This window comes from Mycobacterium asiaticum, assembly GCF_001673315.1.
Lineage (GTDB): Bacteria > Actinomycetota > Actinomycetes > Mycobacteriales > Mycobacteriaceae > Mycobacterium > Mycobacterium asiaticum_B.
In genome coordinates, this window is the sequence record NZ_LZLQ01000100.1 from 81,040 (window position 1) to 107,923 (window position 26,884).

The 26,884-nt window shown below is 65.1% G+C and carries 22 protein-coding genes; 10 read left to right on the forward strand and 12 right to left on the reverse strand.

From position 1 onward, the window contains the following. The first annotated feature begins 6 nt into the window (after window positions 1–6). The 4 genes from A5636_RS16255 (at window position 7) to ag85C (ending at window position 3,302) form a co-directional block, all read left to right on the forward strand. The gene (locus A5636_RS16255; protein WP_155763841.1) at window positions 7–462 is read left to right on the forward strand and encodes a MarR family winged helix-turn-helix transcriptional regulator; all 456 of its coding nucleotides are present in this window, start codon (window positions 7–9) and stop codon (window positions 460–462) included. After that, a complete protein-coding gene (locus A5636_RS16260; protein ID WP_065159671.1) occupies window positions 459–1,259 on the forward strand; it encodes an ATP-binding cassette domain-containing protein in 801 nt (266 codons plus the stop codon). Before A5636_RS16255 ends, A5636_RS16260 begins: the two co-directional genes overlap by 4 nt. After that, entirely contained in the window at window positions 1,249–2,076 is an 828-nt protein-coding gene (locus A5636_RS16265; protein ID WP_065159672.1) for an ABC transporter permease, read from the forward strand. Before A5636_RS16260 ends, A5636_RS16265 begins: the two co-directional genes overlap by 11 nt. Before the next feature lie 176 nt (window positions 2,077–2,252). After that, window positions 2,253–3,302 carry a diacylglycerol acyltransferase/mycolyltransferase Ag85C gene (gene ag85C, locus A5636_RS16270; protein ID WP_065159700.1) on the forward strand — a complete coding sequence of 350 codons (1,050 nt, stop codon included), beginning with the start codon at window positions 2,253–2,255 and terminating at the stop codon, window positions 3,300–3,302. A gap of 67 nt (window positions 3,303–3,369) precedes the next feature. Here the strand turns inward: ag85C and A5636_RS16275 are convergent, their stop codons facing one another. From A5636_RS16275 to A5636_RS16290, 4 genes are all read right to left on the reverse strand, one after another. After that, a complete protein-coding gene (locus A5636_RS16275) occupies window positions 3,370–4,050 on the reverse strand; it encodes a YoaK family protein (RefSeq protein ID WP_065159701.1) in 681 nt (226 codons plus the stop codon). Window positions 4,051–4,090: 40 nt separating this feature from the next. Beyond that, complete coding sequence (locus A5636_RS16280) at window positions 4,091–5,455, reverse strand: maltokinase N-terminal cap-like domain-containing protein (RefSeq protein WP_065159673.1); 1,365 nt, start codon at window positions 5,453–5,455, stop codon at window positions 4,091–4,093. Then, window positions 5,452–7,248 carry a maltose alpha-D-glucosyltransferase gene (gene treS, locus A5636_RS16285; protein ID WP_065159674.1) on the reverse strand — a complete coding sequence of 599 codons (1,797 nt, stop codon included), beginning with the start codon at window positions 7,246–7,248 and terminating at the stop codon, window positions 5,452–5,454. Before treS ends, A5636_RS16280 begins: the two co-directional genes overlap by 4 nt. A gap of 148 nt (window positions 7,249–7,396) precedes the next feature. Beyond that, entirely contained in the window at window positions 7,397–8,449 is a 1,053-nt protein-coding gene (locus A5636_RS16290; RefSeq protein ID WP_065159675.1) for a S1C family serine protease, read from the reverse strand. A gap of 331 nt (window positions 8,450–8,780) precedes the next feature. Between A5636_RS16290 and A5636_RS16295 the strand changes: the two genes are divergently transcribed. Then, entirely contained in the window at window positions 8,781–9,185 is a 405-nt protein-coding gene (locus A5636_RS16295) for a TIGR03668 family PPOX class F420-dependent oxidoreductase (RefSeq protein WP_065159676.1), read from the forward strand. 128 nt (window positions 9,186–9,313) lie between these two features. Then, complete coding sequence (locus tag A5636_RS16300) at window positions 9,314–11,482, forward strand: elongation factor G-like protein EF-G2 (RefSeq protein ID WP_065159677.1); 2,169 nt, start codon at window positions 9,314–9,316, stop codon at window positions 11,480–11,482. A gap of 14 nt (window positions 11,483–11,496) precedes the next feature. Here A5636_RS16300 and A5636_RS16305 read toward each other — a convergent pair whose 3' ends face one another. Further along, entirely contained in the window at window positions 11,497–13,092 is a 1,596-nt protein-coding gene (locus A5636_RS16305; protein WP_065159678.1) for a FadD7 family fatty acid--CoA ligase, read from the reverse strand. A gap of 203 nt (window positions 13,093–13,295) precedes the next feature. On the opposite strand from A5636_RS16305, the gene oxc reads away from it, so the two are divergent. Further along, the gene (gene oxc, locus A5636_RS16310; protein WP_065159679.1) at window positions 13,296–14,999 is read left to right on the forward strand and encodes an oxalyl-CoA decarboxylase; all 1,704 of its coding nucleotides are present in this window, start codon (window positions 13,296–13,298) and stop codon (window positions 14,997–14,999) included. Here oxc and A5636_RS16315 read toward each other — a convergent pair. Further along, window positions 14,983–15,915 (reverse strand): LysR family transcriptional regulator, encoded by a 933-nt coding sequence (locus tag A5636_RS16315; RefSeq protein ID WP_065159702.1) that lies wholly within the window; start codon window positions 15,913–15,915, stop codon window positions 14,983–14,985. The two genes, oxc and A5636_RS16315, sit on opposite strands and share 17 nt — an antisense overlap. A gap of 181 nt (window positions 15,916–16,096) precedes the next feature. On the opposite strand from A5636_RS16315, the gene A5636_RS16320 reads away from it, so the two are divergent. Continuing rightward, a complete protein-coding gene (locus A5636_RS16320) occupies window positions 16,097–16,852 on the forward strand; it encodes a L,D-transpeptidase (RefSeq protein WP_065159703.1) in 756 nt (251 codons plus the stop codon). Between the two features lie 29 nt (window positions 16,853–16,881). Further along, window positions 16,882–17,541: an O-methyltransferase gene (locus tag A5636_RS16325; protein ID WP_065159680.1), complete on the forward strand. Its 660-nt coding sequence runs from the start codon at window positions 16,882–16,884 to the stop codon at window positions 17,539–17,541. Here A5636_RS16325 and A5636_RS16330 read toward each other — a convergent pair whose 3' ends face one another. After that, a complete protein-coding gene (locus A5636_RS16330) occupies window positions 17,542–19,548 on the reverse strand; it encodes an acyltransferase family protein (RefSeq protein WP_065159681.1) in 2,007 nt (668 codons plus the stop codon). Between the two features lie 315 nt (window positions 19,549–19,863). Between A5636_RS16330 and A5636_RS16335 the strand changes: the two genes are divergently transcribed. Next, window positions 19,864–20,379: a hypothetical protein gene (locus A5636_RS16335; protein WP_253900607.1), complete on the forward strand. Its 516-nt coding sequence runs from the start codon at window positions 19,864–19,866 to the stop codon at window positions 20,377–20,379. Window positions 20,380–20,389: 10 nt separating this feature from the next. Here the strand turns inward: A5636_RS16335 and A5636_RS16340 are convergent, their stop codons facing one another. The 5 genes from A5636_RS16340 to A5636_RS16360 are packed head-to-tail and all read right to left on the reverse strand — an operon-like array spanning window position 20,390 to window position 26,879. After that, window positions 20,390–21,553 (reverse strand): CaiB/BaiF CoA transferase family protein, encoded by a 1,164-nt coding sequence (locus A5636_RS16340; RefSeq protein ID WP_065159683.1) that lies wholly within the window; start codon window positions 21,551–21,553, stop codon window positions 20,390–20,392. After that, on the reverse strand, window positions 21,546–22,481 hold the full coding sequence (locus A5636_RS16345) for an SDR family NAD(P)-dependent oxidoreductase (RefSeq protein WP_065159684.1): 936 nt from the start codon (window positions 22,479–22,481) through the stop codon (window positions 21,546–21,548). Before A5636_RS16345 ends, A5636_RS16340 begins: the two co-directional genes overlap by 8 nt. After that, on the reverse strand, window positions 22,481–24,322 hold the full coding sequence (locus tag A5636_RS16350; RefSeq protein ID WP_065159685.1) for a flavin-containing monooxygenase: 1,842 nt from the start codon (window positions 24,320–24,322) through the stop codon (window positions 22,481–22,483). The genes A5636_RS16345 and A5636_RS16350 overlap by 1 nt, the downstream gene beginning before the upstream one ends. Continuing rightward, window positions 24,319–25,509, reverse strand: coding sequence for an LLM class flavin-dependent oxidoreductase (locus A5636_RS16355; protein WP_065159686.1), 1,191 nt, complete (start codon window positions 25,507–25,509; stop codon window positions 24,319–24,321). Before A5636_RS16355 ends, A5636_RS16350 begins: the two co-directional genes overlap by 4 nt. Then, the gene (locus tag A5636_RS16360) at window positions 25,506–26,879 is read right to left on the reverse strand and encodes an aromatic ring-hydroxylating oxygenase subunit alpha (RefSeq protein WP_065159687.1); all 1,374 of its coding nucleotides are present in this window, start codon (window positions 26,877–26,879) and stop codon (window positions 25,506–25,508) included. The genes A5636_RS16355 and A5636_RS16360 overlap by 4 nt, the downstream gene beginning before the upstream one ends. Window positions 26,880–26,884 lie beyond the last annotated feature (5 nt).

Here is a 26,884-nt window from a genome sequence, read left to right on the forward strand (position 1 = left end):
GGTATCGTGGTCAGAGTGACCAGCGATCTTGCCGCCGACCTGCCGCGGATCCTGGGGCGCTTCCGCCGTCAGTTGCGGCGGGCCGCGGGCCCGGGGTATGCATCCGGGCAGCTGTCCGAGTCCCAGGCCGAGCTGCTGCGACTGGTCTCGCACCGTCCAGGCGTTTCGGTCAGCGTCGCGGCCGCCGAACTCGGACTGGTGCCCAACACCGCCTCCACGCTGGTGTCCAAATTGTCTTGCGCCGGCTTGCTGGAAAGAACGGCCGACCCCACCGACCGTCGTATCAGTCGACTGCGCCTCACCGAATCGGCCCAACGGGTGATGGACGTCAGTGCCGCGGCGCGGCGCGCCGTACTCATTGACCTGCTCGACGAGCTTGACGACCACCAGATCGGGGTATTGGCCAAGGGATTGGAAGTCCTCGCGGGGATGACCAAGAAACTGCAGGAGCAACAGAGATGACTGACGCGATCGATTGCCGACACCTGACCTACCGGTACGGCTCGCACACCGCCGTCGACGACGTGACGTTCTCGGTACAGCCCGGCGAAACCATGGGCCTGCTGGGACCCAACGGCGCCGGCAAGACGACCGTAGTGCGTGTGTTGACCACGCTGGCTCCCGTGCAACACGGCGATCTGTACATCTTCGGGCTCGACGCGCGGCGCCAGACCATCGACATCCGCAGCAACATAGGCTATGTCCCGCAACAACTTTCGATCGAGACCGCCTTGACTGGACGGCAGAACGTGGCGTGGTTCGCGCGACTGTACGGGGTGCCGCGCGCCGAACGGGCCGAACGCGTCGACCAGGCGCTGGTCGCGATGGATCTGCTCGACGTCGCTGACCGGCTGGCCTCGAGCTACTCCGGGGGTATGGTTCGCCGGCTGGAAGTGGCGCAGGCCCTCGTCAATCGGCCGTCACTGCTGGTCCTCGATGAACCGACGGTGGGCCTGGACCCGATCGCACGCGACGGAGTCTGGCGACAGGTCCGGCAGATGCAGCAGCAGTTCGGTATGACGGTGCTGCTCACCACTCATTACATGGAAGAGGCGGATGCGCTGTGCGATCGGGTGGCGCTGATGCACAAGGGCGCGCTGCAAGCGGTCGGCACACCGGATGAATTGAAGGCGACCGTGGCACCGGACGCCACGCTCGAAGACGTGTTCCGCCATTACGCCGCATCAGACCTGGACAGCCCGTCAGCTGATATGCGCGAAATTCGTTCCAGCAGAAGGACACGACGTCATGTCAGTTGATCGGGAGTGTCAGCACAACCAAGTGCGCCTGGTCCGCGCACCACGCGGAATGGACCTGGTCGGAGCGACACTGAGCCGCGTTGGTGCGTTCGCGCTCGTCGAGTTGCAGAAACTGCGACACGACCGCACCGAGTTGGTGATGCGGATGGTGCAGCCCGCCCTGTGGTTGCTGATCTTCGGCACCACCTTCAATCACCTGCACGTGATCGACACCGGATCGGTTTCGTACCAAGCATTTCTGGCCCCGGGCATCATTGCCCAGTCGGCGCTGTTCATCTCGATCTTCTATGGCATACAGATCATTTGGGATCGCGATGCCGGCGTACTGGCCAAGCTCTTGGTGACGCCTGCCCCCGCTTCGGCTCTGATCACGGGGAAGGCGTTCGCGGCCGGCGTGCGTTCGGTGGCTCAAGTCGTCGGGGTCCTCGCGCTGGCTTACGTGATGGGGATCGGTTTGACGGCCAATCCGTTGCGGATCTTGGCGGCGATGGCGGCGGTCGTGCTTGGTGCAGCGTTCTTTGCTTGTCTGTCAATGACATTGGCTGGCCTGGTCCGCAACCGCGATCGACTGATGGGTATCGGGCAAGCCATCACCATGCCGTTGTTCTTCGCATCCAACGCGCTGTACCCGGTCGATGTCATGCCGGCCTGGTTGCGCGCGCTGAGCACGGTCAACCCGTTGAGCTATGAGGTCGACGTGTTGCGGGCACTGTTGATCGGCGCCCCGTTCCACGCCGTCGACATCGCGGTGCTGCTGGTAGCCCCAGTGGTCGGAATCGTCACGGCATCAACGGTTCTGCGTAGACTCGTGGCCTGATTGTTATCGAAATGCAACGGCTCCGCCGCGGAGTCCGGCTCGATTCCTAATCGTTAGCCAACCGCGACATGACCCTTCGGCCGTGACGGCCGGAGGACGTCTGCCAATTGTGTTTCACTCGCCCAGAACAGATTCCTCCGCACAAGCGGCAGATGAAAGTTGGGATGGGTCAACCGATGAAGTTCGTGGACAAGCTGCGTAGCACAGCGACAGCCATGCCCCGGAGGCTGGCGATCGCAGCGATGGGGGCAGCCCTGCTGACCGGTCTGGTCGGTGCCGTCGGCGGATCGTCGACAGCGGGGGCATTCTCCCGGCCGGGACTGCCGGTGGAATACCTGCAGATTCCCTCACCATCGATGGGCCGCAACATCAAGGTCGAATTCCAGAACGGTGGACCCCACGCGGTCTATCTGCTGGACGGCTTGCGGGCCCAGGATGACTTCAGCGGCTGGGACATCAACACACCGGCATTCGAGGAGTTCTACCAGTCCGGACTGTCGGTGATCATGCCGGTGGGTGGCCAGTCCAGCTTCTACAGCGACTGGTACCAACCTTCCCAGGGCAACGGGCAGAACTACACCTACAAGTGGGAGACCTTCCTGACCCGCGAGATGCCCGCCTTCCTGCAGGCGAACAAGGGTGTATCGCCGGCCGGCAACGCCGCGGTGGGATTGTCGATGTCGGGCGGTTCGGCGCTGATCCTGGCCGCCTACTACCCGCAGATGTTCCCCTACGCAGCGTCGCTGTCGGGCTTCCTCAACCCGGCCGACGGCTGGTGGCCGACATTGATCGGCCTGGCGATGAACGACGCCGGGGGGTACAACGCGAACAGTATGTGGGGTCCGTCCACCGACCCGGCTTGGAAGCGCAACGACCCGATGCTGCAGATCCCGCGGCTGGTAGCCAACAACACCAGGATCTGGGTGTACTGCGGCAACGGCACGCCGAGCGACCTGGGCGGAGACAACATGCCGGCCAAGTTCCTGGAGGGCCTGACGCTGCGCACCAACCAGCAGTTCCAGCAAACGTACGCCGCCTCGGGTGGACGCAACGGCGTCTTCCAGTTCCCCAACAACGGCACTCACTCGTGGAACTACTGGAACCAGCAGCTGATGGCAATGAAGCCGGACATGCTGCAGGTGATCAACGCCGTCAACGCACCGGCGCCCGCACCCGCGCCGGCACCGGCTGCCCCGGCCGCTCCGGTCACCGGGCCCGCCACCTGATCCCGGGGCCACCCGGAAAAGACCACATCGGCAGCAGCGCAACGGCCAGCGCTGCTGCCGATGTTTCTTAACTCAACAGGCCACGCCGGTCGGCGTGCAGGTACGTGTAACACGTCGTCACCGCGCAGGCGAATGCCGCAACCCCAAGCATCTGGGTGCCGCTGACCAGCATGCTGATCGCGCCACCGACCGCGGCGCCCGCGACGAAGGTGGCGAACATCAGAAAATAGCCCAGCCAGTCCTCGATCTTGCCGCCGGCGATGTGGCGTTCGATGCCCTGGCCCATCTTGACCAGCGTGCCGGTGACATAACTCAGCGGCACCGACACCTCACCGTTCTTGACGAAGGACGTGTTCAACGCGCCAATCCCGAAGACCACGAACATGATTGGCACGAAATCCAGCAGGGGATCCTCCCAGCCACCCAATACGATGTCGAGCCCGGTGGCGAAGATCAGACAGAAGGTGGTGAGCACGGTCGGCCCGTGCGGATGCTCCGCCCAATAGCGTCGGCGACACACCGAAGAGAACACCACACCAGCCACAAAGCACAGCAGCAAAGTTGCGGCGCTGACGGACAAGGACACGTCGTGGCGGAAGAAACCCAGCACGGCACGTTGGGCGTTGCCGGTCATGAACGTAACGAAATAGCCGGCGGAGTGCGTGAACGCGGTGGCCCCCAGCACTCCGGCCAGGCCGGCTAGCAACCACGCCAGTCTGGCCTCACTGTCGTAGATCTCTTTTTCCAGGCGCACCGCCACATCATGCCGTGGACGGCGCGCCGCCGGGTCAAACCGTCAGGCGCGCGATCGACCGCAGCGGTATTGGCAGCCAGGTCGGACGGTGCCGGGACTCGTAACCCGTCTCGTAGACCGCCTTGTCGAGTTCGTAGGCGCCCAGCACCAGTGCCGAGTCCCGCGGGTCGGTTCCCGACGCGGCCGCATACCCGTCGCAGAACGCGGTGCGATTGCGCTCTACCCATTCCCGGGCTCGCGCGGCGAGTTGCTTGTCCCCGCCCTGATCGACCAGCGGACCGTACGCGGCGTACTCGAACGATCTCAACACCCCGGCTACGTCACGCAGTGGGGAGTCCGGTGCCCGGCGCTCCTGCAACGGTTGGCCCGGCTCGCCTTCGAAGTCGATCAGCACCCAGCTCTCGGGGGTCCGCAAGACTTGCCCTAGATGCAGGTCGCCATGCACCCGTTGCACCGTGATCGGCTCATCGGCGAGCTTGCCGAACCGCTCCTCGATGGTGACCACGTAGTCGCTCAATTCGGGCACGGTGGCCGCAGCCGACGCCAACCGCGCCAGCACCGTCTCCACCGGGAAGGTGGCCTGTGCCGTCCCCAGATGCTCGGCCAGCGCGGCGTGCACGGACGCGACGGCTTCACCCAGCCGATAAGACTCCCCCGCGAAGTCACCACCAACCTCGTAGGCGTACAGGTCACCCTCGGCGAACAGGTCACGAACACTGGCAGTGGCCATCGCCCAGCCCTCGGCCGCGTTGGCCGCGAACGCGGTCACCATGCCCAGCGGGGACGCCTCGTCCGCACTGGAACCGGCGATCTCGTAGGCACCCAGCAGGCGGGCGACATGCGGGTTGCCTGCCCGGCCCAAGACCCGGTTGAGTTCGATGTCCGGGTTGATGCCTTGGCTGACCCGGCGGAACACCTTGAATATCGCGGCCGGCGGGCGGTCGAAGATCACGCTGGTGTTGCTCTGCTCGGCGTCCGCCACGCGAGGATAGGCATCCCGGGGTAATTCGACGTCCGGCTCTTTGCTGAACCTCAATTCGGTGCCGGACGAACTGCGGGTCGCCGACTCGTCGATCAGTGACAACAGGAACTGTGGGGCCTTGGAGTCGTAAAGCGCGTCGAAGCCGATGTGGTCGTCGGCAGACCCGATGGTGGCCTGGGAGCTGTATTCGGCGACTGGTTCCGAATCCCAGCGGACGATCACCTGGTAGCGCTCGCTGAAACCGTCGACATACCCGACATCGATCAGCACCAGATCCAACGCCTCACGCAGCGGCACCACCACCGCGACCTCGGCGCGGGAAAGTTCCCGATTCCGCCCGGCGTACCAACGTTGCTGCGGAAGCCACTCCGCCCATGGCAGCTTGGCTGCCTGGGTGGCCACGGGTGTCGCGTTCATCGTTCCTCCTCCGATGCGGACAACTGGAACCAGTAGAACCCGTGCCCGGGCAGTGTCAGCAGGTACGGCAGGTGGCCGACGCGGGGAAACTCGACCTGCCCGGTGAGTTCAACCGGCGTGTAGTTGTTCCACTGTTGCAAGTTCAGTTCGATGGGCTGGGGGAACCTCGACAGATTGTTGACGCACAACACGACGTCACCCTCCTCCCCGTTTTCGCCGCGCGTCTCGCGCACGAACGCCAGCACCGACGGGTTCGAACCGCCCAATTCCTGGAATGATCCGACCGCGAACGCGTCGTGTCGGCGCCGGACGGAAAGCATGGTGCGCGTCCAGTTGAGCAGCGACGTGCTGGTGTCGCGTTGCGCTTCCACGTTGACCGCTTGATAACCGTAGACGGAGTCCTGGCTGGCCGGCAGGAAGAGGCGGCCCGGGTTCGCGGTAGAGAATCCGGCATTGCGGTCCGGAGTCCATTGCATGGGGGTGCGAACCCCGTCCCGGTCACCCAGCCAGATGACGTCGCCCATGCCGATCTCGTCGCCGTAATACAGCACCGGCGAACCAGGCAGCGACAGCAGTAGCGCGTTGAACAGGCGCATTTGGTTGAAGTCGTTTTCCAGCAATGGCGCCAATCGGCGGCGAATCCCGACGTTGGCCTTCATCCGTGGATCCTTGGCGTACTCCGCGTACATGTAGTCGCGCTCTTCGTCGCTGACCATTTCCAGCGTCAGTTCGTCATGGTTGCGCAGGAAGATCCCCCACTGAGCCAAATCGGGGATGTCCGGCGTCTGGGCCAGAATCTCGGAGATCGGAAATCGGGATTCCCGCCGTACCGCCATGAAGATCCGCGGCATGAGCGGGAAATGGAATGCCATGTGGCATTCATCCCCGCCGGTGCTGGGGTCCCCGAAGTATTCGACCACGTCGGCGGGCCACTGGTTGGCCTCGGCCAGCAGCACCCGACCCGGGAACTCGTCGTCGACGACCTTGCGGCACCGCTTGAGAAACGCGTGCGTCTCCGGAAGGTTCTCGCAGTTGGTTCCCTCCCGTTCGAACAGATAAGGCACCGCATCCAGGCGGAACCCGTCGATACCCAAACCGAGCCAAAACCGCAGGACGTCGATCATCGCTTCCTGCACGGCCGGATTGTCGTAGTTCAGGTCCGGCTGGTGAGAGAAGAAGCGGTGCCAATAGAACTGCCGCCGTACCGGGTCGAAAGTCCAGTTCGACTCTTCGGTGTCGACGAAGATGATCCTGGCGTCGGTGTATTTCTCGCTCGTATCGCTCCAGACGTAGAAGTCACCGTATGGCCCGTCGGGGTCGTGGCGGGATTCCTGGAACCACGGATGCGACTCCGACGTGTGGTTCATCACCAAGTCGGTGATGACCCGGATGCCCCGCTGGTGGGCCTCGTCGATCAGCGCGACGAAGTCCTCGACCGTGCCGAACTCCGGCAGCACCTTGTAGAAGTCGCGGATGTCATACCCACCATCGCGCAGCGGCGAGTCGTAGAACGGCGGCAGCCAGAGGCAATCCACGCCGAGCCACTGCAGATAGTCCAACCGGTCGATGAGTCCACGCAGGTCGCCCGACCCATCGGCATTCGAGTCGAAGAATGCCCGGACCAGCACCTCGTAGAAAACCGCGTGCTTGAACCAGGTTGGGTCGGCGGGGAGGGCGGCGGCATTGTCGAAGTCCTGCGCGGTCGGGTGTTCGACCACACCTCCTTCGACGTGACTGCCCTCAACCGGATGGTGCGCGGAATCCTGCCTCGAGGTCTCTGTCGCGTCATTCATCAAATCCACGATGCCACGGGTACCCGACAGGCCTGACTAAGAATCACGCAAGGCGACATTGCCCGGCCCCTGATATCGAAAAGCCGCTAGCACCACAGCAATTCGTGCGCCTGGCAAACACGCTCTCGCGGTCAGAACAGCGGTCCGATCAGGCTGGCGGCCCCTCGGCGAGCGTCACGTTCTCGGTACGGGCGACGCCCGACTTGGATGTGAAGCTGATCGAGATCGAATCACCGGGATGGTGCGGAGTCAGCGCATCCGAGAGCGCGGTGGCCGAATTGATCGGCACGCCGTCGATGGCGGTGACCACGTCGCCGACCGCGATTCCGACCGACGCGGCGGGCGCGGTGCCCACCACGCGTTGCACCCGGGCGCCGTTACCGTTGTTGTCGACGACGCCCAGGCCGAGGAAGGCCGTCGGCCCGACATGCACGGTGCGCGAGCCGCCCCCGGACCGGATCTGATTGGCGATACCCATCGCGGTGCCGACCGGGATCGCGAAGCCCTGTCCGCCGGACAACTGGAAGTTCTCGCTGGCGGCGGTGTTCATCCCGACAACCTGTCCGGCGGAATTCACCACAGGACCACCCGAGTCTCCGGGTTGGATCGCGCCGTCGAACTGGATCAATCCGTTCAGGGTCTCCTCGGCACCGGTCAGGGCATCAGACGCCTGGACCGTCTGGCCGACGGCGATCACTTTGCCGGGAACTGCGCGGGGAGCGCCACCCTGCCCGCCGGTGTTGCCCAGTGCGACGACGGGCTCGCCGACATTGACCGGACCGCCGATCGCGGCGGTGGGGAGCCCACCAGCGCCGCGCAACTGCAGCACCGCGACGTCCTGCGTGCGGTCGTATCCGACGACGTCGACACCATACGTGCGGCCGTCACCGACGCTGAACGCACTGATGTCCGTGGCACCCGAAATGACGTGATTGTTGGTCAGGATGACGCCATTCGGGTCGATGACGATGCCGGTTCCGGCACCTACCGCGTTGTTATAACCCAGTTTGGTGTTGATGTTGACCACCTGCGGACCAACCTGGGCCACCGCAGCAGCCGGGTCGAGCGGGACGCCGGGAAACTCCTTCAGCGGCACCGCGTGGGCGGGCGCGACGGGACCCAAACCAGAGGTCAACCCGATCATGGTCAACACGGCGACCAACCATGACCACCTGAATGCGCGGTGGCGAGATTTGCTCATCCGGTAATCCTCCTGCGTCTGGTGAAGAATTAAATTGCCCCGACCACAAGCGCCGGTTGGTGCGGACGTTGTCGCCACTACCACCGTAATCCAGATACCCATTAATGCGGTGGTCAGACCACGAATTGTCGAAATCCCGCCTCCGATTACGCCCGAATACGCCGCGTTATGCGTTCCGCGAACAAATATGTGAGCGATGACACGAAAATGCCGGGGCGGCGGTGGACCTTAGTCTGGGCTTGAGGCTTGATTCTCAGGCTGGAACGGCAGGCTGGAACGTCACGCTGGAACGTCAGGCTGGAACCCTAGGCTGGAACCCTAGGCTAGAAAAGTGGACTTCGACCCGCGGGCCCGCTTTGCGGCGTCGCCGATCGCACGGCTGGCCACAGTGGCGCCGAACGGCCAGCCGCACCTGGTGCCGGTGGTCTTCGCGGTCGACGGGAAGACCATTTACACGGCGGTGGACGCCAAGCCCAAGACCACCCAGCGGCTGCGCCGGCTGGACAACATCGAAGGCAATCCCTCGGTCAGTCTGCTCGTCGACCATTACGCCGACGACTGGACGCAGTTGTGGTGGGTACGGGTGGACGGCACCGCCACCATCGCATCCGAAGGCGCCGCACTGGACACCGGATACCGGTTACTGCGCGCCAAATACCCTCAGTATCAGTCGGTTTCGTTGGGCGGCCCAGTGATCAGCGTTGCCACGACCCGTTGGTCCAGCTGGCACGCCTGATCCTCCGGTGGTGGCGGGCCCTTGTGCTGGGCGGTCGTTGGGGGAAAAGTTGCCAATGCGTCCTGTGGGCTGGATCACGCCGCGGCAGACGGGCGTCGGCGCCACCCAGGGAGAACTGGAGGAACGTCATGGCCGACAGAGCGAATACTTCCCAGGGCGCCGGTGCCGCCCCCACCGCGAACGCTCCCGACGGCATCCGCAACGTAGTGCTCGTCGGGCCATCGGGGGGCGGCAAGACCACTTTGGTGGAGGCGTTGCTGGTGGCCGGCGGGGTGCTGTCCCGGCCGGGATCGGTCACCGAGGGCAGCACCGTCTGCGACTTCGACGACGCCGAGATACGACAGCAGCGTTCGGTAGGTGTCGCGGTTGCGTCGTTGTCCCATGGGGGCATCAAGATCAACCTGGTCGACACCCCCGGATATGCCGACTTCGTAGGCGAGTTGCGCGCCGGTCTGCGCGCCGCCGACTGTGCGCTGTTCATCATCGCGGCCAACGAAGGCGTCGACGAACCGACCAAGTCCCTGTGGCAGGAGTGCAGCCAAGTCGGCATGCCGCGCGCGGTGGTCATCACCAAGCTCGACCACGCCCGCGCCAACTACCACGAGGCGTTGGCGGCAGCACAGAATGCGTTCGGCGACAAGGTCTTACCGCTCTACCTCCCCACGTCGGCAGCCGCGTGCAAAGGGCTGATCGGACTGCTCTCCCAGACCAAGTACACCTATTCCGACGGTAAGCGCACCGAAGCGTCACCCGACGCCTCCGACGCCGACCTCATCGAGGAAGCACGCGGAACCCTGATCGAAGGAATCATCGAGGAGTCCGAGGACGAGTCACTGATGGAGCGTTACCTCGGTGGCGAGTCGATCGAGGAGTCGGTGCTGATTCAGGATCTCGAGAGGGCTGTAGCTCGCGGTTCGTTCTTCCCGGTGATCCCGGTATGCAGTAGCACCGGCGTGGGCACACGGGAATTGCTCGAGGTCATCACCCGGGGCTTTCCGTCGCCGATGGAACACCCCTTGCCGGAGGTCTTCACACCCCAAGGGGCCAGCCACAAGGAATTGGCGTGCGATGTCAATTCGCCATTGCTGGCCGAAGTCGTCAAGACGACCTCCGATCCATACGTCGGACGTGTCAGCCTGGTGCGGGTGTTCTCCGGGACCATCAAACCCGACGCGACGGTCCATGTGTCAGGCCACTTCTCGTCCTTTTTCGGTGGCGGCAACGGCAACGGCGGGGCCACGCATTCCCACCCCGACCATGACGAAGACGAACGCATCGGCGTGCTGTCCTTCCCACTCGGAAAGCAGCAGCGCCCCGCCCCCGCCGTGGTGGCCGGGGACATCTGCGCGATCGGCAAGCTGAGCCGCGCGGAAACCGGGGACACGTTGTCGGACAAGGCCGAGCCATTGGTGCTCAAGCCCTGGACCATGCCGGAACCGCTGCTTCCGGTGGCCATTGCGGCGCACGCAAAGACCGACGAAGACAAACTGTCGGTGGGGCTGGCCCGGTTGGCCGCCGAGGACCCGACGTTGCGGATCGAACAGAACCCGGAGACGCACCAGGTGGTGCTCTGGTGCATGGGTGAAGCCCACGTCGGGGTGGTTCTGGACGCACTGGCCAACCGGTACGGCGTCACCGTCGATACCGTCGAACTACGGGTGCCGCTGCGAGAGACCTTCGGCGGCAAGGCCAAAGGTCATGGCCGCCACGTGAAGCAGTCGGGCGGCCACGGCCAGTACGCGGTGTGCGACATCGAGGTGGAACCGCTTCCGGAGGGTGCGGGATTCGAATTCCTCGACAAGGTGGTGGGGGGCGCGGTGCCGCGCCAATTCATTCCCAGCGTGGAGAAGGGCGTCCGCGCGCAGATGGAGAAAGGGGTGCACGCCGGCTACCCGGTGGTCGACATTCGCGTCACCCTGGTCGACGGCAAGGCGCACAGTGTGGACTCTTCGGATTTCGCGTTCCAGATGGCCGGTTCACTTGCGTTGCGCGAAGCCGCGGCCGCAACGAAGGTGGTGCTGCTGGAGCCGATCGACGAGATTTCGGTGCTGGTGCCCGATGATTTCGTCGGTGCGGTGATGGGCGACTTGTCCGGGCGTCGGGGCAGGGTGCTGGGCACCGACACAGCCGGACACGAGCGAACCGTGGTCAACGCCGAAGTGCCGCAGGTGGAACTGACCCGGTACGCCATCGACCTGCGTTCGCTCGCACACGGCGCGGCGTCGTTCACCCGCTCATTCGCCCGTTACGAAGCCATGCCCGAATCCGCGGCGGCTCGGGTGAAAGCCTCCGCGTAAGCGGTCGGCAGCCGCTATTGGCCGGCCGACTGGCTGAACCGCTGCGACACGGCGCGGCGGTCCAACGAGCCCTTGGCGGTATGCGGCAACTCGTCGGTCACTTGAAAGGTTGCCGGAATCTCAAAAGATGCCAACCGGTCCCGGCAGAATTCGATGAGCTCCTCGGCGCCGGGGACGCCGTCTCGGGGCACGATCACCGCTGCGACCGCCTCCCCATACATCGGGTGCGGAACCCCGAACACCGCCACCTCCATGATGTTTGGATGGGTGGCCAGCACACCCTCGACCCGCTCGGGCGAGATCTTCTCGCCGCCGCGGTTGATGAGTTCCTTGATCCGGCCGCGGATGCTCAGCTCCCCGGCCTGCGACAGCGTTCCCAGGTCACCGGTGCGCAACCAACCTTCGGTGAAGTTCGCGGCGGTGATCTTGGGGTCACCGAGGTAACCCCGCACCACGGTGCGACCACGTAGCCACACCTCCCCGACGACCTCCGGCGCGACGGGTTGTCCGTCGGGGCCGGCAATGCGGATCTCCGGCCCGGTCGAGCGACCCACCAAACCCGTTAATACCGCGGGGTTCACCTCCTGACCGATGCTGGTGCTGGCCACCTGGTGGGTGGCTTCGGTCATGCCGAATGCACACAACACCGGTGCGGAGAATTCGGCCTCGAGGGCTCGGGCGACCTCGGGAGTCAGCGGCGCGCTGCAACTGCGGATGAAACGCAGGGCGGCGCTCGCACCTTCCGCCGGTCCGGTCGCCACCCGCTCCAGCAGAATCTGGTGAATCGTGGGCACAGCCGTGTACCAGGTCGCCCCGACGGCGTCGATGTCGTCCCAGAAGGTCTGCGCCGAGAACCGTCCGCGGGCCGGCAACAACACCGCTCCCCCGGATGCCAGCGTCGACAGCAGCGCGGCGACCAGACCGTGACCGTGATAGAGCGGCATCACTGCGACCGTCGCGTCCTGCGGGCCCAGCTGGTAGCCGGCAATGATCGCCCGCACCGAGCTGACGATGTTGTCGTGCGTCCAGGGCACCATCTTGGGCAATCCGGTGGTACCGCCGGTGAACATGATCATGGCATCGTCGACCCGCAACCCCTCCGGAGACGAGCTGCTCGGATTGGCGGCGGCGGATGAGTCCAGCTGAACGGAAAACCCGCGATGTACGGCATCCGGACTGACCGCCACGGCTACGGGCCACCGCGGCACGGCGGGTTCTGAGTCGTCACCCGGCGCCCTGCCGTCGACGAGCACTACCCGCGCTCCGGCCGCCTCGCTGCGTGCGCGTTGGTCACCCGGCGGCAGAGCCGGGTCCAACGGGACCACCACCAGGTTCGCGCGCAATGCCGCCAGCAGCGCGACGACGAACTCTGCGTTGCTGCCGGCGCGCAATCCCACCCGGTCACCGTGGGCCAGCCCCGCGCCGGTCAACTGGTCCGCCAGGTCGTCGACCAGCCGGATCAGGTCGCGGTAGCTAACCGGGACCCGGTCGGCCGTGATGACAACGGCCGGTGCGTCGGGCATCCGCGCGGCCGTTGCTGCGATCAACTCGGCAATTCCCGGGGTCTGCTCCGCCAACGTCTGGTTGCCGGTGCTGCGTTCGGATGTCATCCTTTGCTCCTTCCGGCTGGGCCGACGGTGCCGGCACCTCCGGCAGCTAAGGAAACCCTGCCGGTGGCCGATGCGCGCTGTCCAATACCGATCCGCTAACGGTTGATAGCCGTCGGCTATCGACGACTCGATAGACGGCGTGAATCGCTGCATAGGGATCCGGTCTTGGACATCCTCGGCCGTCCCGACAACAGTGAGGAACCATGACGACGCATTTGGACGCAGCCGGCTTGACCGACGGTTTTCAACTCGTGGTGGACGCCCTGCGAGCCAACGGCACGGACACCATCTACGGCGTCGTCGGGATACCGATCACCGACCTGGCGCGCACCGCGCAGGCCAACGGGATCCGGTACATCGGTTTCCGGCACGAGGGTTCGGCGGGCCACGCTGCCGCCGCAGCCGGGTTCCTGACTCAGCGGCCCGGCGTGTGCCTGACCACTTCGGGGCCCGGCTTCCTCAACGGCCTGCCCGCGCTGGCGAACGCAACTACCAACTGCTTTCCGATGATCCAGATATCCGGGTCGAGTGGCCGCGCGGTGGTGGATCTGCAGCGAGGTGACTACCAGGACATTGACCAGCTCAACGCGGCGCGGCCGTTCGTCAAGGCGGCGTACCGGATTGGGCGGGTCGAAGACATCGGCCGCGGTGTGGCGCGGGCGATCCGGACCGCGGTCTCCGGCCGCCCGGGCGGGGTCTATCTCGACATCCCCGGCGAGGTGCTGGGCCAGTGTCTGGAAACGTCCGTCGCTGCGTCGACGGTCTGGCGTGTTGTGGATCCCGCACCGCGCCAGTTGCCGGCACCGGAGGCGGTCGAGCGGGCGCTGGATGTGCTCAGCCGGGCGCAGCGGCCGTTGATCGTGCTGGGCAAGGGGGCCGCATATGCCCGCGCCGACGAGGTGATTCGGCAGTTCGTCGAAGTTACCGGGATTCCTTTCCTGCCGATGTCGATGGCCAAGGGCTTGCTACCGGACTCGCACCCGCGCTCGGCCGCAGCCGCCCGTTCGTTGGCGATCGCCCGCGCCGACGCCGTGCTGCTCGTCGGTGCCCGACTGAATTGGCTGCTCGGTCACGGTGATTCGCCACAGTGGTCGAAAGATGCCGAGTTCATTCAAATCGACATCGCCGCAGCGGAGTTCGACAGCAATCAGCCGATCGCGGCACCGCTGGCCGGTGACATCGGCTCGGTTTTGTCGGCGCTGCTGGACGGCGCGGCAGCGCGCGCGGTGACAGCACCGGCCGGTTGGATTGACCAGCTCGCCGAACGAAAGGCATGCAACGACGCCAAGATGCGGGAGCGGCTGGCCGAGAATCCGCACCCCATGCGGTTCTACAACGCCCTAGCGGCCATTCGTGCTGTGCTGCAACGTAACCCAGACGTCTACCTGGTCAACGAAGGTGCCAACGCGCTGGACCTGACCCGCAACGTCATCGATATGGAGTTGCCGCGGCACCGGCTCGACACCGGAACCTGGGGTGTGATGGGCATCGGCATGGGCTATTCCATCGCTGCGGCGGTCGAGACGGGGCGACCGGTCGTCGCCATCGAGGGTGACAGCGCCTTTGGTTTCAGCGGCATGGAAATCGAAACCATCTGCCGCTACCGGCTACCGGTCACCGTCGTCGTCCTCAATAACGGTGGCGTCTACCGGGGCGACGAGTCGGTGTCCGGACCCGACCCGGCGCCGACCGTGCTCAACGCCGGCGCTCGTCACGAACTGCTCGCAGCAGCCTTCGGCGGCAAGGGATATCACGTGACCACGCCGACGGAACTGGACGCCGCGTTGTCCGAGGCACTCGCCGCGCAGGGGCCGGCGTTGATCGACTGCGAACTCGATCCCGCCGCCGGGGTGGAGAGCGGGCATCTGGCCGGTCTCAACCCCGCCAGGGCTAGCGCGCCTGCGTGAGTCCGCGCAACTGCGCGTCGAAGAACTCGTCGAGGGCGAGCCGCTGCGCTGACGCTACGAGTGCGCGGGCGACGGGAGATCCCGGCCCAGTGGCATTGGTGGCCAAGGCGATCGGGGCCCGCAGTACCGGATCGACCAATTCGACCGCCCGGATCTCGCCGCGCGCCGGCGTCATCCACAACCAGGTGTGCGGCACGATGGTTGCCCAGTTTCCGTTGGCCACCTGCGCGAACAGCGAAGCAACCGAGTCTGTTTCGACCTGGGGACGCACGGTGATGTCATGCTCGGCGAACGCCGCGTCGATAACCTGCCGGTCCCGCATGTCCTGGGTGAGCAGTGCCAGCGGTAGTTGCGCCGCGTCCGGCCAGCGCATCACGCGCGCACCGGGCGGGAACATGTCCGCGCGCGCCAGCAGCACGTACTGCTCCTCGTAGAGCGGCACCAGCGCCACGTCCTGGCCGGCTTCGGGCGCCGGGTGCGCTATCACGGCGTCCAGTTCGAACTCGTGCAGGCGTCGGTACAGCTCGGTTGTGGCCAACCGAGAACTGATCTGTACCTTTGCTAAGGGGTGGGCCGAGCAAAACGTGGACAGCACCAGGGACGCGGTCGTCGATGCGGTCGGGACGGTGCCCAGCCGAAGCGTTCCTGCGATGCCGGACTGCACCGCGTGTACCTCGGCTTTGAACGCGTCATGCTCGGCCAGGATCCGTTTGGCCCAGACCACCAACCGCTCGCCCTCCGGGGTAAGACCCTCGAAGCTGTGCCCCCGGTTGATCAGCGTCACGTTGAGTTCGCGTTCCAGCTTGGCAATCGCGGCGGACAGCGCTGGCTGGGACACGTAACACCGTTCGGCCGCGCGGGCGAAGTGGCGCTCCTGGGCGACCGCGACGAAGTACTCCAGCTGCCGAAAGAGCACCCGCACCTCCTTTGGCGATGGCCCGCGTCCCCGCTGAGGCTAACCCGTCGATCCGGACCCGGGAAGATAGCGGTGGTCGCGCACTCGGCTACATCGGAATTGTTTGCTATGACCCGCCCCACACGGATAGCCACTAGAATATTGACTTGTGTTGATCGCACCAACCCGAAGGGTGAACGCCATGCGTCGAGCAGTTCGGTATCTATTCGTGGTGATCGCGATCACGACCATGGCCGCGGCTGGGTCCGGCAGCCCCGCCACCGGCGCCGTTCCAGTGCCGCACCCGCTGCCCGCGGTGGCGTCCGTCTTCCCCTCCAATGGGGCGGTGGTGGGCGTGGGCGCTCCGGTAGAGGTGACGTTCACCGCACCGGTCACCGATCGCCGCGCGGCCGAACGATCCATCCGCATCGGCGCCCCGGGCAATCCGACGGGCCACTACCAGTGGTTGGACGGCAATGTCGTGCAATGGATTCCGGACCAGTACTGGCCTGCGCACACCCGCATCTCGGTGGGCGTTCAGGAGCTGACCGAGGGCTTCGAGACCGGTGACGCCCTGCTCGGCGTCGCCAGCATATCCGCGCATACATTCACCGTGAGCCGCGACGGCGTCATCCTCCGGACCATGCCGGCCTCGATGGGCAAGCCGAGCCGTCCCACGCCGATCGGTAATTTCAATGCGATGTCGAAGGAACGGTCGGTCGTCATGGACTCCCGCACCATCGGTATCCCACTCAATTCCTCGGACGGGTACCTGATCACCGCCCAATACGCGGTACGCGTCACCGGCAGCGGGGTGTATGTCCACTCGGCGCCGTGGTCGGTGAACTCGCAGGGCTACGCCAACGTCAGCCACGGGTGCATCAACCTGAGCCCGGACAACGCCGCCTGGTACTTCAACATGGTCACGATCGGCGACCCGATCAACGTCGTCGCCTGAGATCAGAACGCGCTGGGCTGACCGCTGCCATGACCAACACCTTGCAGGACCCCAGGGTCACTTCGGCGCTCGACCGGATGTACGCCGCCGCCCAAGACCAGATGGCGCTGTTACGGGACAGGCAGGGCGAGTTTGCCCGGCCGATGACCGTGCAGGAGCGCACCGAAGCGATGAGCGAGTTCTACATCCCGGTGACCCCTGATGCGGGCCGGTTGCTGTACGCGCTGGTGCGGGCGACCCGCCCCGAGACCATCGTCGAATTCGGGATGTCTTTCGGCATTTCCGCGATTCACCTGGCGGCGGGCGTGCGCGACAACGGCACCGGCCGGGTGATCACCACCGAACTCAGCGAGGCCAAGATCGCTGCTGCCCGGCGGACATTCGCCGAGACCGGTCTGGACGATGTGATCACCATTCTGGAAGGGGATGCGTTGGTCACGCTGGCCGAGTTGAACAAGCCAGTCGGATTCGTGCTTTTGGACGGTTGGAAAGACCTGTATCTACCCGTGATTCGGCTGATCGAGCCGAAGCTGTCGCCGGGGGCGCTGGTGATCGCAGACAACACCGAGGCAACCGACACCCGCAGCTATCTCGATCACGTCCGGGATCCAGGTAATGGTTACGTCAGCTTCAACTTTCCGGCCCGGGCCAGTGACAGCATGGAACTCAGTTGCCGGACAACCGGTTAGTCAGCGAACCGACTCCTCGAGCCACGGCAACAACCATTTGACACCTTCGGGGGTGAGGTGGACGCCGTCGCTGCGCACCTTGATGCCGTCGACCTTGGCGGTGTAAACACCGTCGGGACATAGCTTTTTGTTCAGATCCACGATTCCGACGTTGGACCGGTGGCTGATTGCGTTGCGTAACATGGTGTTCCACTCGTTGACACGACCGGGTTGATCCTCGGGGTACAGCCGGCCGTCCGCCCTTTCACCGCCGCGGCTGTAGGGCACGGTGGCGACCATGACGCGGACACCGGTCGCGCCCACGATGTCCAGCGCGCGATTCAGCTCGAAATCGAGATAAGCATCGAATGTCGGGTCACCGATGTGGGTCCATTTGCCTTCGTTGACCCGGTCCACCGTCTCCCACCGGCCGATGACGAGCAGGGCGACATCGGGACGGTCGTGGCTGACCTGGGCCGCCCAGCGGGCCGGCCAGCCGTCGCATTCCGCGCGTTGTTCCAGGGTTTGGCCGATGTAGCGGTACGGCGTGCCGCGCACCAGGCTGCATCCGATGACCGTGTGGTCGAGGAACTTGAAGCCGGGTGTCGGCGGCAGGTAGTGCATCATCGTCCACCCGATCGAATCGCCGAACACCGAAACGGTGAATGGCTGATTGGGGTCACGCGGACCGAGCGGTGTCGGCAGGCCGGCCCCCGGCGGTGACGGGGACACCGCGGCCACCGCGGACACGTCCGGTGGCAGGCCGACTTCGCGCAACCCCGTCCCGACCGGAACCACCATGATCGTCGCAGCAGCGGCACTGGCGACGGTGGCGGCGGCCAGTGGCAACAGCGCGACCCGTTGCGGTCGCCAGCGCCGGATGGGCTGTTCGATCGCCCACCAGGACACCCCTGCCACCACGACGGTCGCCGCGCACCGGGCACCGAACAGCCCCAGGCCCGTCCAGCCGGTTCGCTCTCCGTTGAGCGTGAGGAAAATCGGCCAGTGCCAGAGGTAGACGCCGTAGGAGATGGTGCCCAGCCACACCAACGGACGCCATGCCAGCACCCGGGCCACCGCGCCGCGCTGTTCCAGCGCGACGGGGGCGATTACCAGGACGGCGGCAATCGCCACCGCGATCAGCAGACCGTGTCGGAATTCGCCGGCGCCCCCGGTGGCCAGATGCGTGATCGCCGCGAGGACAGCCAAGCCCACCAGCGGCAGCGTCCGCGCGACTCGCCGGCCCCACCTACTCCGGATCAGGCACCATCCCCGGTTCAACGCCGGCCAATCCCGCACCAGCAGTGCCGAAGCGGCGGCGCCGACCAACAAAGCTTGGGCACGGGTGTCGGTGCCGAAGTAGATCCGATCGCGGGTCGCGTCGGAGGTGCAGGCAATCGCGGCCACCGCCGACGCCAGTGCTCCCACGGTGGCGATGACGAAGGCGGCCAACCGAACGTGGCCCACGGTGATCTTGGCGAAGTAACGCCTGGCTCGGGCCGCCATCAGCAGCGTCACGCCGATCAGTAGCAGCGGCCAGACGAAGTAGTACTGCTCTTCGACGCCTAGTGACCAGGTGTGTTGCAACGGCGAAGGGGGAGCGCCCTGGGTGAAGTAGTCGGTCTGCTGGGCCACGAACCGCCAGTTGGCCACCCACAGGAATGCGGCGATGGCGTCGCCGCGCAGTCCGTTCTGCGCCTGGTAGGGCAGAAATTCGCGGGCTACTCCGACCGTGAGAACCATGAGCAACAACGCCGGCAACAGTCGGCGGACCCGGCGGATCCAGAATCCGGCGAGGTCGATACGGCCGGACTGTCCCAGCTCGTCGAGCAGGAGCGACGTGATCAGAAATCCGCTGAGCACGAAGAAGACGTCGACGCCGATGAATCCGCCGCCCACACCCGGGATGCCGCCGTGCCCGACCAGTACCAGCGCGACGGCGATCGCCCGAAGACCGTCCAGGGCCGGAATACCGCGTTGCCGCTCGGGGCGATCCGCGACCCGACCCACTCGGCGGACCGGCGCCACCCAACGGGGTTTCCCTGCACGTCGGGAAGCAGAAGCCGCCGGTGCGGCGTTATCTCCGCCCGGTTCCGTGCTGACTGTCAGCGCGCCGCGACCACCTTGCCGTCCGGCGCCGTATTTGATGCCGATACGTCGCTGCCCCTCCTCTTGATCCGAGAAAGTTTAGAGCCGGCGCGGCTGGATCGAACCGACCGACACGCGGGATAGCCGAAGACACACAACGGTTTTGCGCCTGCGTGGGTAGCGCGGCAGGGCCGGCCGCAACGGGCCTCGTATCCTGGACTCCGAATACGCGTTACCCGGACAGAAGGCGACGACATGGGCTGGTTCTCCCGGCGCGAAAGGACCGCTCCTCCCGCCCCTTCTCCCGCCCGCGCCATGCGCGACTACACCCCTCCCAGGACAGACGCCGGGCCGCCCTGGGTCGGACGGGCACTCCGTCTACCGGCGCTGCCGACACCCGCCGCCGCACCCGAGTTGGCCGGACGGGCCGCCGATGCCGCCCGTACGGTGTCCGGCATCGAACTCGACTACACGCCCGACTCCCTGCAGCACGTAGACGCGATCTTGGCCGGGTTCCGCGAACCGGGATCCGACGTCATGGCCGAATCGATTTTCGTATTCGGCTGCTACATCGGTGAAGTCATGGTCCGCAACGCCGGTTACGTGTGGGTGGACACACCGGCGGATCTGGCCCGGCATCTGGGCGCCCTCACTGTGTACCACCCCGGCACTCGCACTCACGCCAACCCGATCAGCAAGGCCTTCAAACGCGTCGACTACGGCGAGCCTGACAACTTGACCTACTTCTACCGGGTGTTTACGGCCGGCTAGTCCGGCTAGGTCAGGCGGGATTGGCTTCCGCGGCCCGCAGACCCAGTTCGTCGAGCACCTCGTCGGTGTGCGCACCGAGTTCCGGCGCCGGACCCGCGACCTGTCCCGGGGTGCGGGAGAACCACGTCGGCACGCCCGGGAATCGCACCGGCCCGTGCGAACTGTCCACCGTCTCGAAGAACCCGACGGCGTCCAAGTGCGGATCGTCGAACAGCGCGGCAGGACTGGAGATCGGCGATGCCGGAATCTGCAGCCGGCGCAACAGGTCCAGCCATTCGCCGGTGGTGCGCTGGGCGAATGTCTCGGCCAGCAGCGCGTACACGGTGTCGATCTGGCGCGCCCGGCCCTCGAGCGTGGCGTACAAATCGCTGGTCCAGGGCGGTCGGACGGCGTTGATGAACGCCGCCCAATGCTTGTCGTTGTAGATCAGCGCCGCGATGTAGCCGTCGCTGGTGCGGTAGGGCCGCCGATTGGGTGCGACCGTGCGCGGATAGACCGCCGGGCCCAGGGGCGGATCGAACATGGCGCCATTGGCGTGCTCGACGAGCATGAACGACGCCATCGCCTCGAACATGCCGATCTCCACCTCCTGCCCTTCGCCGGTGCGTTCGCGATGGAACAGGGCCATCATCGTCGCGTACAGAGCGGTCAGGCCGGCTACCTTGTCGGCCAGAATGGTCCCGACGTAGTTGGCCTCGCCGGTCAGCTGCTCCTGCACAGACGGGAGTCCGCAGGCGGCCTGGATGGTGTCGTCGTAAGCGGGCAGGTCCCGGTTTGGTCCGCGCCTCCCGTAGCCATAGCAGTTGGTGTAGACGATGTCCGGGTTGATCGCGGCGACGTCGGTGTAGCTGAATCCCAACCGGGCGATCGCCTTGGATCGCATCGAGTGGATGAACACGTCGGCCCGTTCGATCAGTGTGCGCAGGGCCGTCCGGCCCGCTTCGGACTTCAGGTCGACGGTGATTCCTCGTTTGCCGCGGTTGACATTGACGAATACACCACTCATGCCGGGCGCCGGCCCCACCGAGATGTACCGGGTGTCATCGCCTTGCGGGGGTTCGATCTTGACGACGTCGGCGCCCATATCGGCCATGATCTGGGTGCAGTAAGGTCCCATCACCATTGCGGTGAGGTCGACGACGCGCACGCCGGCCAGTGGCCCGGTACTAGGCATGATGCGCGCTTTCCCGGCCCGCCCACGTGGCGGACTCGAAGCTGTAGCGGATGTGATCGGCATGTCCGTTCGGCACCGGCGGGAAGACCAGTGGCGCGGCCAGATCCCGTACCGCATAGAGTTGCTCGGCGACGTTCTCGATCGTCCACGACAACCGCTGCACCCCTGGGCTTTCGGCCACCACCGCTCTGGCCACTCGACCGGCGATGGCGATCAGCATCTCACCGGTGATCGGGCAGGATTCGTGCGCCAGCAGGCCCACCACCGGTGCCACCAGGTCGGTACCCATCGGTGGATACGCCGAGATGTCAAGGCCGTCCGCCATTCTCGTCACGGCCGAGGGAACGATGACATTGCACAGCACCCCTTCGGCCGCACCTTCGAGCGCGACCACGTTGGCCAAGCCCACCAGTCCGGCCTTCGCGGCGGCGTAGTTGGCTACCCCGTGGTTGCCGTACAGTCCGCCAATCGACGAGGTCAGAATGATCCGGCCGTAACCGGACTCGCACATGAGCGGGAACGCCGGACGCACGACATGGAAGGCGCCGCGCAGGTGCACGTCCAGCACGGCATCGAAGTCCTGGTAGCTCATCTCTTTCAGTGACCCGCGGCGCACCGTGCCGGCGTTGTGGATCAGGATGTCGATGCGACCGAAATGGTCGACTGCGGCCCGGATGATCGCCTGCCCGCCCGCGGGGGTGGTGACCGACTCGACACAGGCGACGGCTTGCCCTCCGGCCGTGGCGATTTCGGCGGCTACCTGGTGGGCCGGCGATGGGTCAGCGTCATCCCCTGTCAGCGTGCCGCCGGTGTCGTTGACTACGACCTTGGCACCTCGCGCGGCCAGCATCAGGGCATAGGCACGCCCGAGGCCGCGCCCGGCGCCGGTGACCACCGCAACCCGATCGTCGAATCTGAGTTCAGTCATCACGATTTCAGATCTAGGCCATCGAGTGTGCCGGTGGCGCGCCATTCCGCGAGCAGGTCACCGAAAGCATAGAAGCCTGGCCCGTACGGCTCACCTAGATGTGACCGGATGCCCTCGGCTCCGCCCCCTTCGTTGTTGTAATACCCGGGCGTGCAGGCCTGATCGAATGCACTGTTGTCGATCGCGGTCTCGCGAATCGTCTTGCCCCACTGATCCTGCGCCTCCTGGCTGGGCTCGACGGTGGTCGCACCGCGGGCCAGCGCTTGGGCGATGATGTAAGCGATGTGTTCGCCCTGCAATTCGTAGTTCGCAGCGATGTTCGCCGAAATGCCGACCTGGGTGAATCCGGTGAAAAACTGGTTGGGGAATCCTCTACTGGTCATGCCGTGCAACGTCTTGTAGCCGTCGTTCCAGTAGTCGAAGAGTGACAGACCGTCACGGCCCTCGATTGCTTCCAGGGAGTACCGACGGCTGATCTCCGTCGTGATCTCGAACCCACTGGCGTAGATGATGCAATCGACCTCGTATTCAACGCCATTCGCGACCAGCCCTTTTGCGGTCGCTCGCTCCACCCCCTTGGACGACGAGACGTCGACCAGCGTCACGTTGGGACGGTTGAACGTCGGGAGGTAGTCGTCGTTGGTGCATGGGCGCTTGCACAGAAAGTTGTAATAAGGCTTGAGCGCCTCTGCGGTGTCGGGATCGTCGACGATGTCTTGGATGCGGTGACGCAGCCGCTCCATGACCTTGAAATCCTCCTCCTCCCGGATCGCCATGAACTGCTCCGGGGTCAACGAACCGGGATCTTCCAGGGCCAGCACCCGGGCGGCGGTGTTGCGGCCGAGTTCGGTCCAGAAGTCGCAGACCAGATCCGGTTGTCCGGGCGCCATTCCTTCGAACGTCCACGCATGGAAGTTGCGCTGCCGCTCCTTCTGCCAGCCCGGCTGCAACGATTTAACCCATTCGGGATCGGTTGGGGTGTTGTTGCGGACCCCTACCGAGGATGGGGTGCGCTGAAAAACGTAGAGGTGCTTGGCATCCCGGCCTAAGAACGGGACTATCTGGATAGCGGTCGCCCCGGTGCCCACTACCGCGACGCGTTTGTCGGCGAGCTTGTCCATGCCGCCGTTGCTGTCCCCTCCGGTGTAGCTGTAGTCCCAGCGCGACGAATGGAAGCTGTGGCCCTGGAAGTCCTGCAGCCCAGGGATTCCCGGCAGCTTGGGACGGTGAAACGGTCCCGACGCGACGACGACGAACCGCGCCCGGATGTCATCGTCACGGTTGGTGCCGACCCGCCAGCGCTTGATGTCCTCATCCCAGTGCAGGGCCCGCACCTGGGTGGAGAAGAGCGCGGAATCGTAGAGGCCGTAGTGCTTACCGATGCGCTGACAGTGCTGGTAGATTTCCGTCCCGTCGGCGAACTTCTTGCTCGGGATGTAGTTCAGTTCTTCCAGTTGCGGTATGTAGCAGTATGATTCGTTGTCGCACTGCAGTCCGGGGTAGCGGTTCCAGTACCACACGCCGCCGAAGTCGCCGCCGAGTTCGATGATGCGAACGTCCTCGACGCCGGCCTTCTTCAGGTGCGCTGCGCACAGCAGGCCGCCGAATCCGCCGCCAAGCACGGCAACATCGATGTCCGCCGAGATCGGATCGCGCACCAGGTCCGGCGAGTGCGGGTCGATTTCGTAGTATCCGGCGAAGTCGTCAACCAGTTCGATGTACTGCTTGGAACCTTCTGGACGCAGCCTCTTTTCGCGTTCCTGGCGGTACTTCTCCCGCAACGCGTCCAAGTCGATGTCGACGGGCGCCGTTGTCGGGGGGCAGTCGGAGAATCCAGTCATGCCAGGGCATTCTCCGGGAGTGCCGCGGGATGCAGTGGCGCGTCCATCTTCTGGACGGCCGGCAGTACTTCTTGTGCGAACAGCCGGGTGCTGGCCAGCGCGTCGTCGTAGGGCATGGTGCCGAACTGCGGGACGATCGTCAGCTCGCAGAATGAGCACGCTTCCTGGGCCGCTGTAATCCGCTGGTAGATGTCTTCCGGCGTCCCGATCAACAGATTGGAAGCGTGATAACCCGGCGTCTTCGAGGGGCCCTTTGCTGCTTTGCTCTCGGAACCGGTGACCGATGACGCCAATACCGCGGTGGCGGTGGCTTCCCGCGCCGCATAGGCTTCATATCCCTTGACGCCCTTGAAATTCGAGGCGTCCGCGAATCCATAGTGCACTGTGACGTCACGGTTGGCCGTCCAGATCCACTCTTCGGATCGCGCGGCGTCGTCCGGGTCGGCCGTGCAGTACATGAACATCACGTTCTTGGGTTGGCACGGCGGCAGGCCTTCTTCCCGACGGAAAGTGTTGACCTTCTGCACTTCTCGCCCCGCCTCCTCGATGGGTTTGTTGCCCACGAACAGCGGCACCATGCCCCGCCGGGACAGGATTTCCAGCGACTCCGCCGTAGACGACGAGCTGTAGATTCGATTGAACAAATCGCGGCTGCGCGGTTCGGGGCGCAGTGACATCTCCGGCACCTTGAAGATCTCCCCGTCGTAGGAGAACCGCTCCCCGGAAAACGCCAACTGCAGAATGTCCAGGGTCTCGTTGAAGCGTTGCCGGCTTTCTTCGCGGGGGACACCCACGGCCTCGAATTCGCCCTTCGAGACCCCGCGGCCGATCCCGATGGTGTCGTAGCGGCCGTTGGAGAGGATGTCGAGGTAGGCGATTTGATGCGCCAACCGGATGGGGTGCCACCACGGTGCGACCACGACGAAGGTGCCAAGACTGATCCGCTCGGTGCGCCCGGCGAAGTAGCTCAGCGCCTGAATCGGGTTGGGCGTCATGCCGTATGGGGTTCCGCAGTGCTCGGGCATCCAGACGCCGTCGAACCCCAGCGGCTCGGCGAGGTCGGCGATCGCGAGCGTACCTTGCACACACTCCCAGTCCGGCGTCGCGGGCGGCTGGCTGAAGTCCTCTGCGAGCACCCGGTCCCAGTCCTGGGAGTTGTGGGCTCCGAAGCCAAGATTGACCTTCATCGTTGCATCTCCGTCTCTCTCTCGAATTCGGCGGCCAGCTCTCGCGGGGCCCCGGTTCCCATGTACTCCGCCAGGTTGCGGTGCAGGTTCGCGGTACTGCGCTCCATGTAGGGGTTTGGTCTGGGGCCACGGAACCCCAGCGACTTCATGCCCTGTTGCACCGCGGCCATGTTGGAGAAGTCCTGCGGCAACACGCTGCGCCAGTTCGGGTCGTCGGGTGGCGCATACACCCACTCCGTCTGCGGTTCTTCGCCTTTCGGATACAGCTCGTAGCAGGATGCCTCGAAGATGCACTGGTCCGGGTCGTAACCGTGGGGACGGGCGCTGTAACACAGTGCGGTGGTCAAGCCCTGCCCGATCTGGAAGTTCGGGAAGATCTGCCACGCGGTGCCGCTGTTGGCCAGGTGCTCGGGATCTATGGTCGGCCAGATCACCCCGCGCGCTTCGTCGTCCCGGCGCGCCGACGCTAGCCAGTGACTGAGCACTTTGTCAGGCGGCGCATCCTCGGGTAACTCGTCGACCAGGCGAAGCGCGGCATCGACCAGTGTCCTGGTGGTGGTGGCGTTGGTCTCTTCCAAGGTGTACAGCTGCATCTCTGCGGTCGAAACGCGCGCGTCTGCCCCGGTGCCGAGCCGGATCTTGGATTTCGTTTCGGAGAGATCTTTGGGCGCGTCGTAGCCGATGTTGCTGTGTTTACCGTGGGCGGCGGCCCAGCCCCGGAAATTGCCGAACTTGTTGAACTGCGGATGTGTGGTGGCGACGTGGTAGGTCTCGTTGAACGCCTCCATCGCGACCTTCCAATTGCATTGGAAATGCAGCCATTTGCGCCACTTACACCGCATGTTCTGCAGGTTGAAGGGGTCGAGCATGGTGGCGGCGGGTTCAAGGTACTCGCGCAGCGGCTCCGCCGCGGGATCCATGTTGATCCAGATCCAACCGCCCCAGGTGTCGACGTGCACCGTGGTCAGATGGGTGTTCTCCGGTGTCAGCGCTCCCTGCCAATCGGCCTGTTCGGGAATGTGTACGCACTTGCCGTCGTGGTCGTAGGTCCAGCCGTGGAATCCGCAAACGAAGGACTTCTTGTGTCCGCAAGCGCTTTTGGCGCCCGCGGGGGTATCCACCAGGCGACGGCCGCGGTGCACGCACACGTTATGGTGCGCCGTCAATGTGTCCGGGCCGGTACGCACCACCAGAATTGAGTCGTCGAGTATGTCGTAGGTGAGGTAGCTGCCCACCTTTGGTAGATCTTCAACGCGTCCGACCTGCTGCCATACTTTGCGCCACAGCCTGTCCCGTTCGGCACGCGCATACTCCTCGGAGATGTACGCCTCGACCCCGATGGTCACCGGAGCGGTCAGTTCGTCATCCATCGCGA

Coding starts and splice junctions, on each gene's coding strand:
- treS (WP_065159674.1), bottom strand. CDS start 7,248: ATGAATGACGCGACAGAGACCTCGAGGCAGGATTCCGCGCACCATCCG.
- A5636_RS16355 (WP_065159686.1), bottom strand. CDS start 25,509: ATGAAGGTCAATCTTGGCTTCGGAGCCCACAACTCCCAGGACTGGGAC.
- A5636_RS16360 (WP_065159687.1), bottom strand. CDS start 26,879: ATGGATGACGAACTGACCGCTCCGGTGACCATCGGGGTCGAGGCGTAC.
- A5636_RS16335 (WP_253900607.1), top strand. CDS start 19,864: ATGGGCTGGTTCTCCCGGCGCGAAAGGACCGCTCCTCCCGCCCCTTCT.
- ag85C (WP_065159700.1), top strand. CDS start 2,253: ATGAAGTTCGTGGACAAGCTGCGTAGCACAGCGACAGCCATGCCCCGG.
- A5636_RS16260 (WP_065159671.1), top strand. CDS start 459: ATGACTGACGCGATCGATTGCCGACACCTGACCTACCGGTACGGCTCG.
- A5636_RS16340 (WP_065159683.1), bottom strand. CDS start 21,553: ATGCCTAGTACCGGGCCACTGGCCGGCGTGCGCGTCGTCGACCTCACC.
- oxc (WP_065159679.1), top strand. CDS start 13,296: ATGACGACGCATTTGGACGCAGCCGGCTTGACCGACGGTTTTCAACTC.
- A5636_RS16290 (WP_065159675.1), bottom strand. CDS start 8,449: ATGAGCAAATCTCGCCACCGCGCATTCAGGTGGTCATGGTTGGTCGCC.
- A5636_RS16320 (WP_065159703.1), top strand. CDS start 16,097: ATGCGTCGAGCAGTTCGGTATCTATTCGTGGTGATCGCGATCACGACC.
- A5636_RS16305 (WP_065159678.1), bottom strand. CDS start 13,092: ATGACATCCGAACGCAGCACCGGCAACCAGACGTTGGCGGAGCAGACC.
- A5636_RS16280 (WP_065159673.1), bottom strand. CDS start 5,455: ATGAACGCGACACCCGTGGCCACCCAGGCAGCCAAGCTGCCATGGGCG.
- A5636_RS16300 (WP_065159677.1), top strand. CDS start 9,314: ATGGCCGACAGAGCGAATACTTCCCAGGGCGCCGGTGCCGCCCCCACC.
- A5636_RS16345 (WP_065159684.1), bottom strand. CDS start 22,481: ATGACTGAACTCAGATTCGACGATCGGGTTGCGGTGGTCACCGGCGCC.
- A5636_RS16350 (WP_065159685.1), bottom strand. CDS start 24,322: ATGACTGGATTCTCCGACTGCCCCCCGACAACGGCGCCCGTCGACATC.
- A5636_RS16325 (WP_065159680.1), top strand. CDS start 16,882: ATGACCAACACCTTGCAGGACCCCAGGGTCACTTCGGCGCTCGACCGG.
- A5636_RS16265 (WP_065159672.1), top strand. CDS start 1,249: ATGTCAGTTGATCGGGAGTGTCAGCACAACCAAGTGCGCCTGGTCCGC.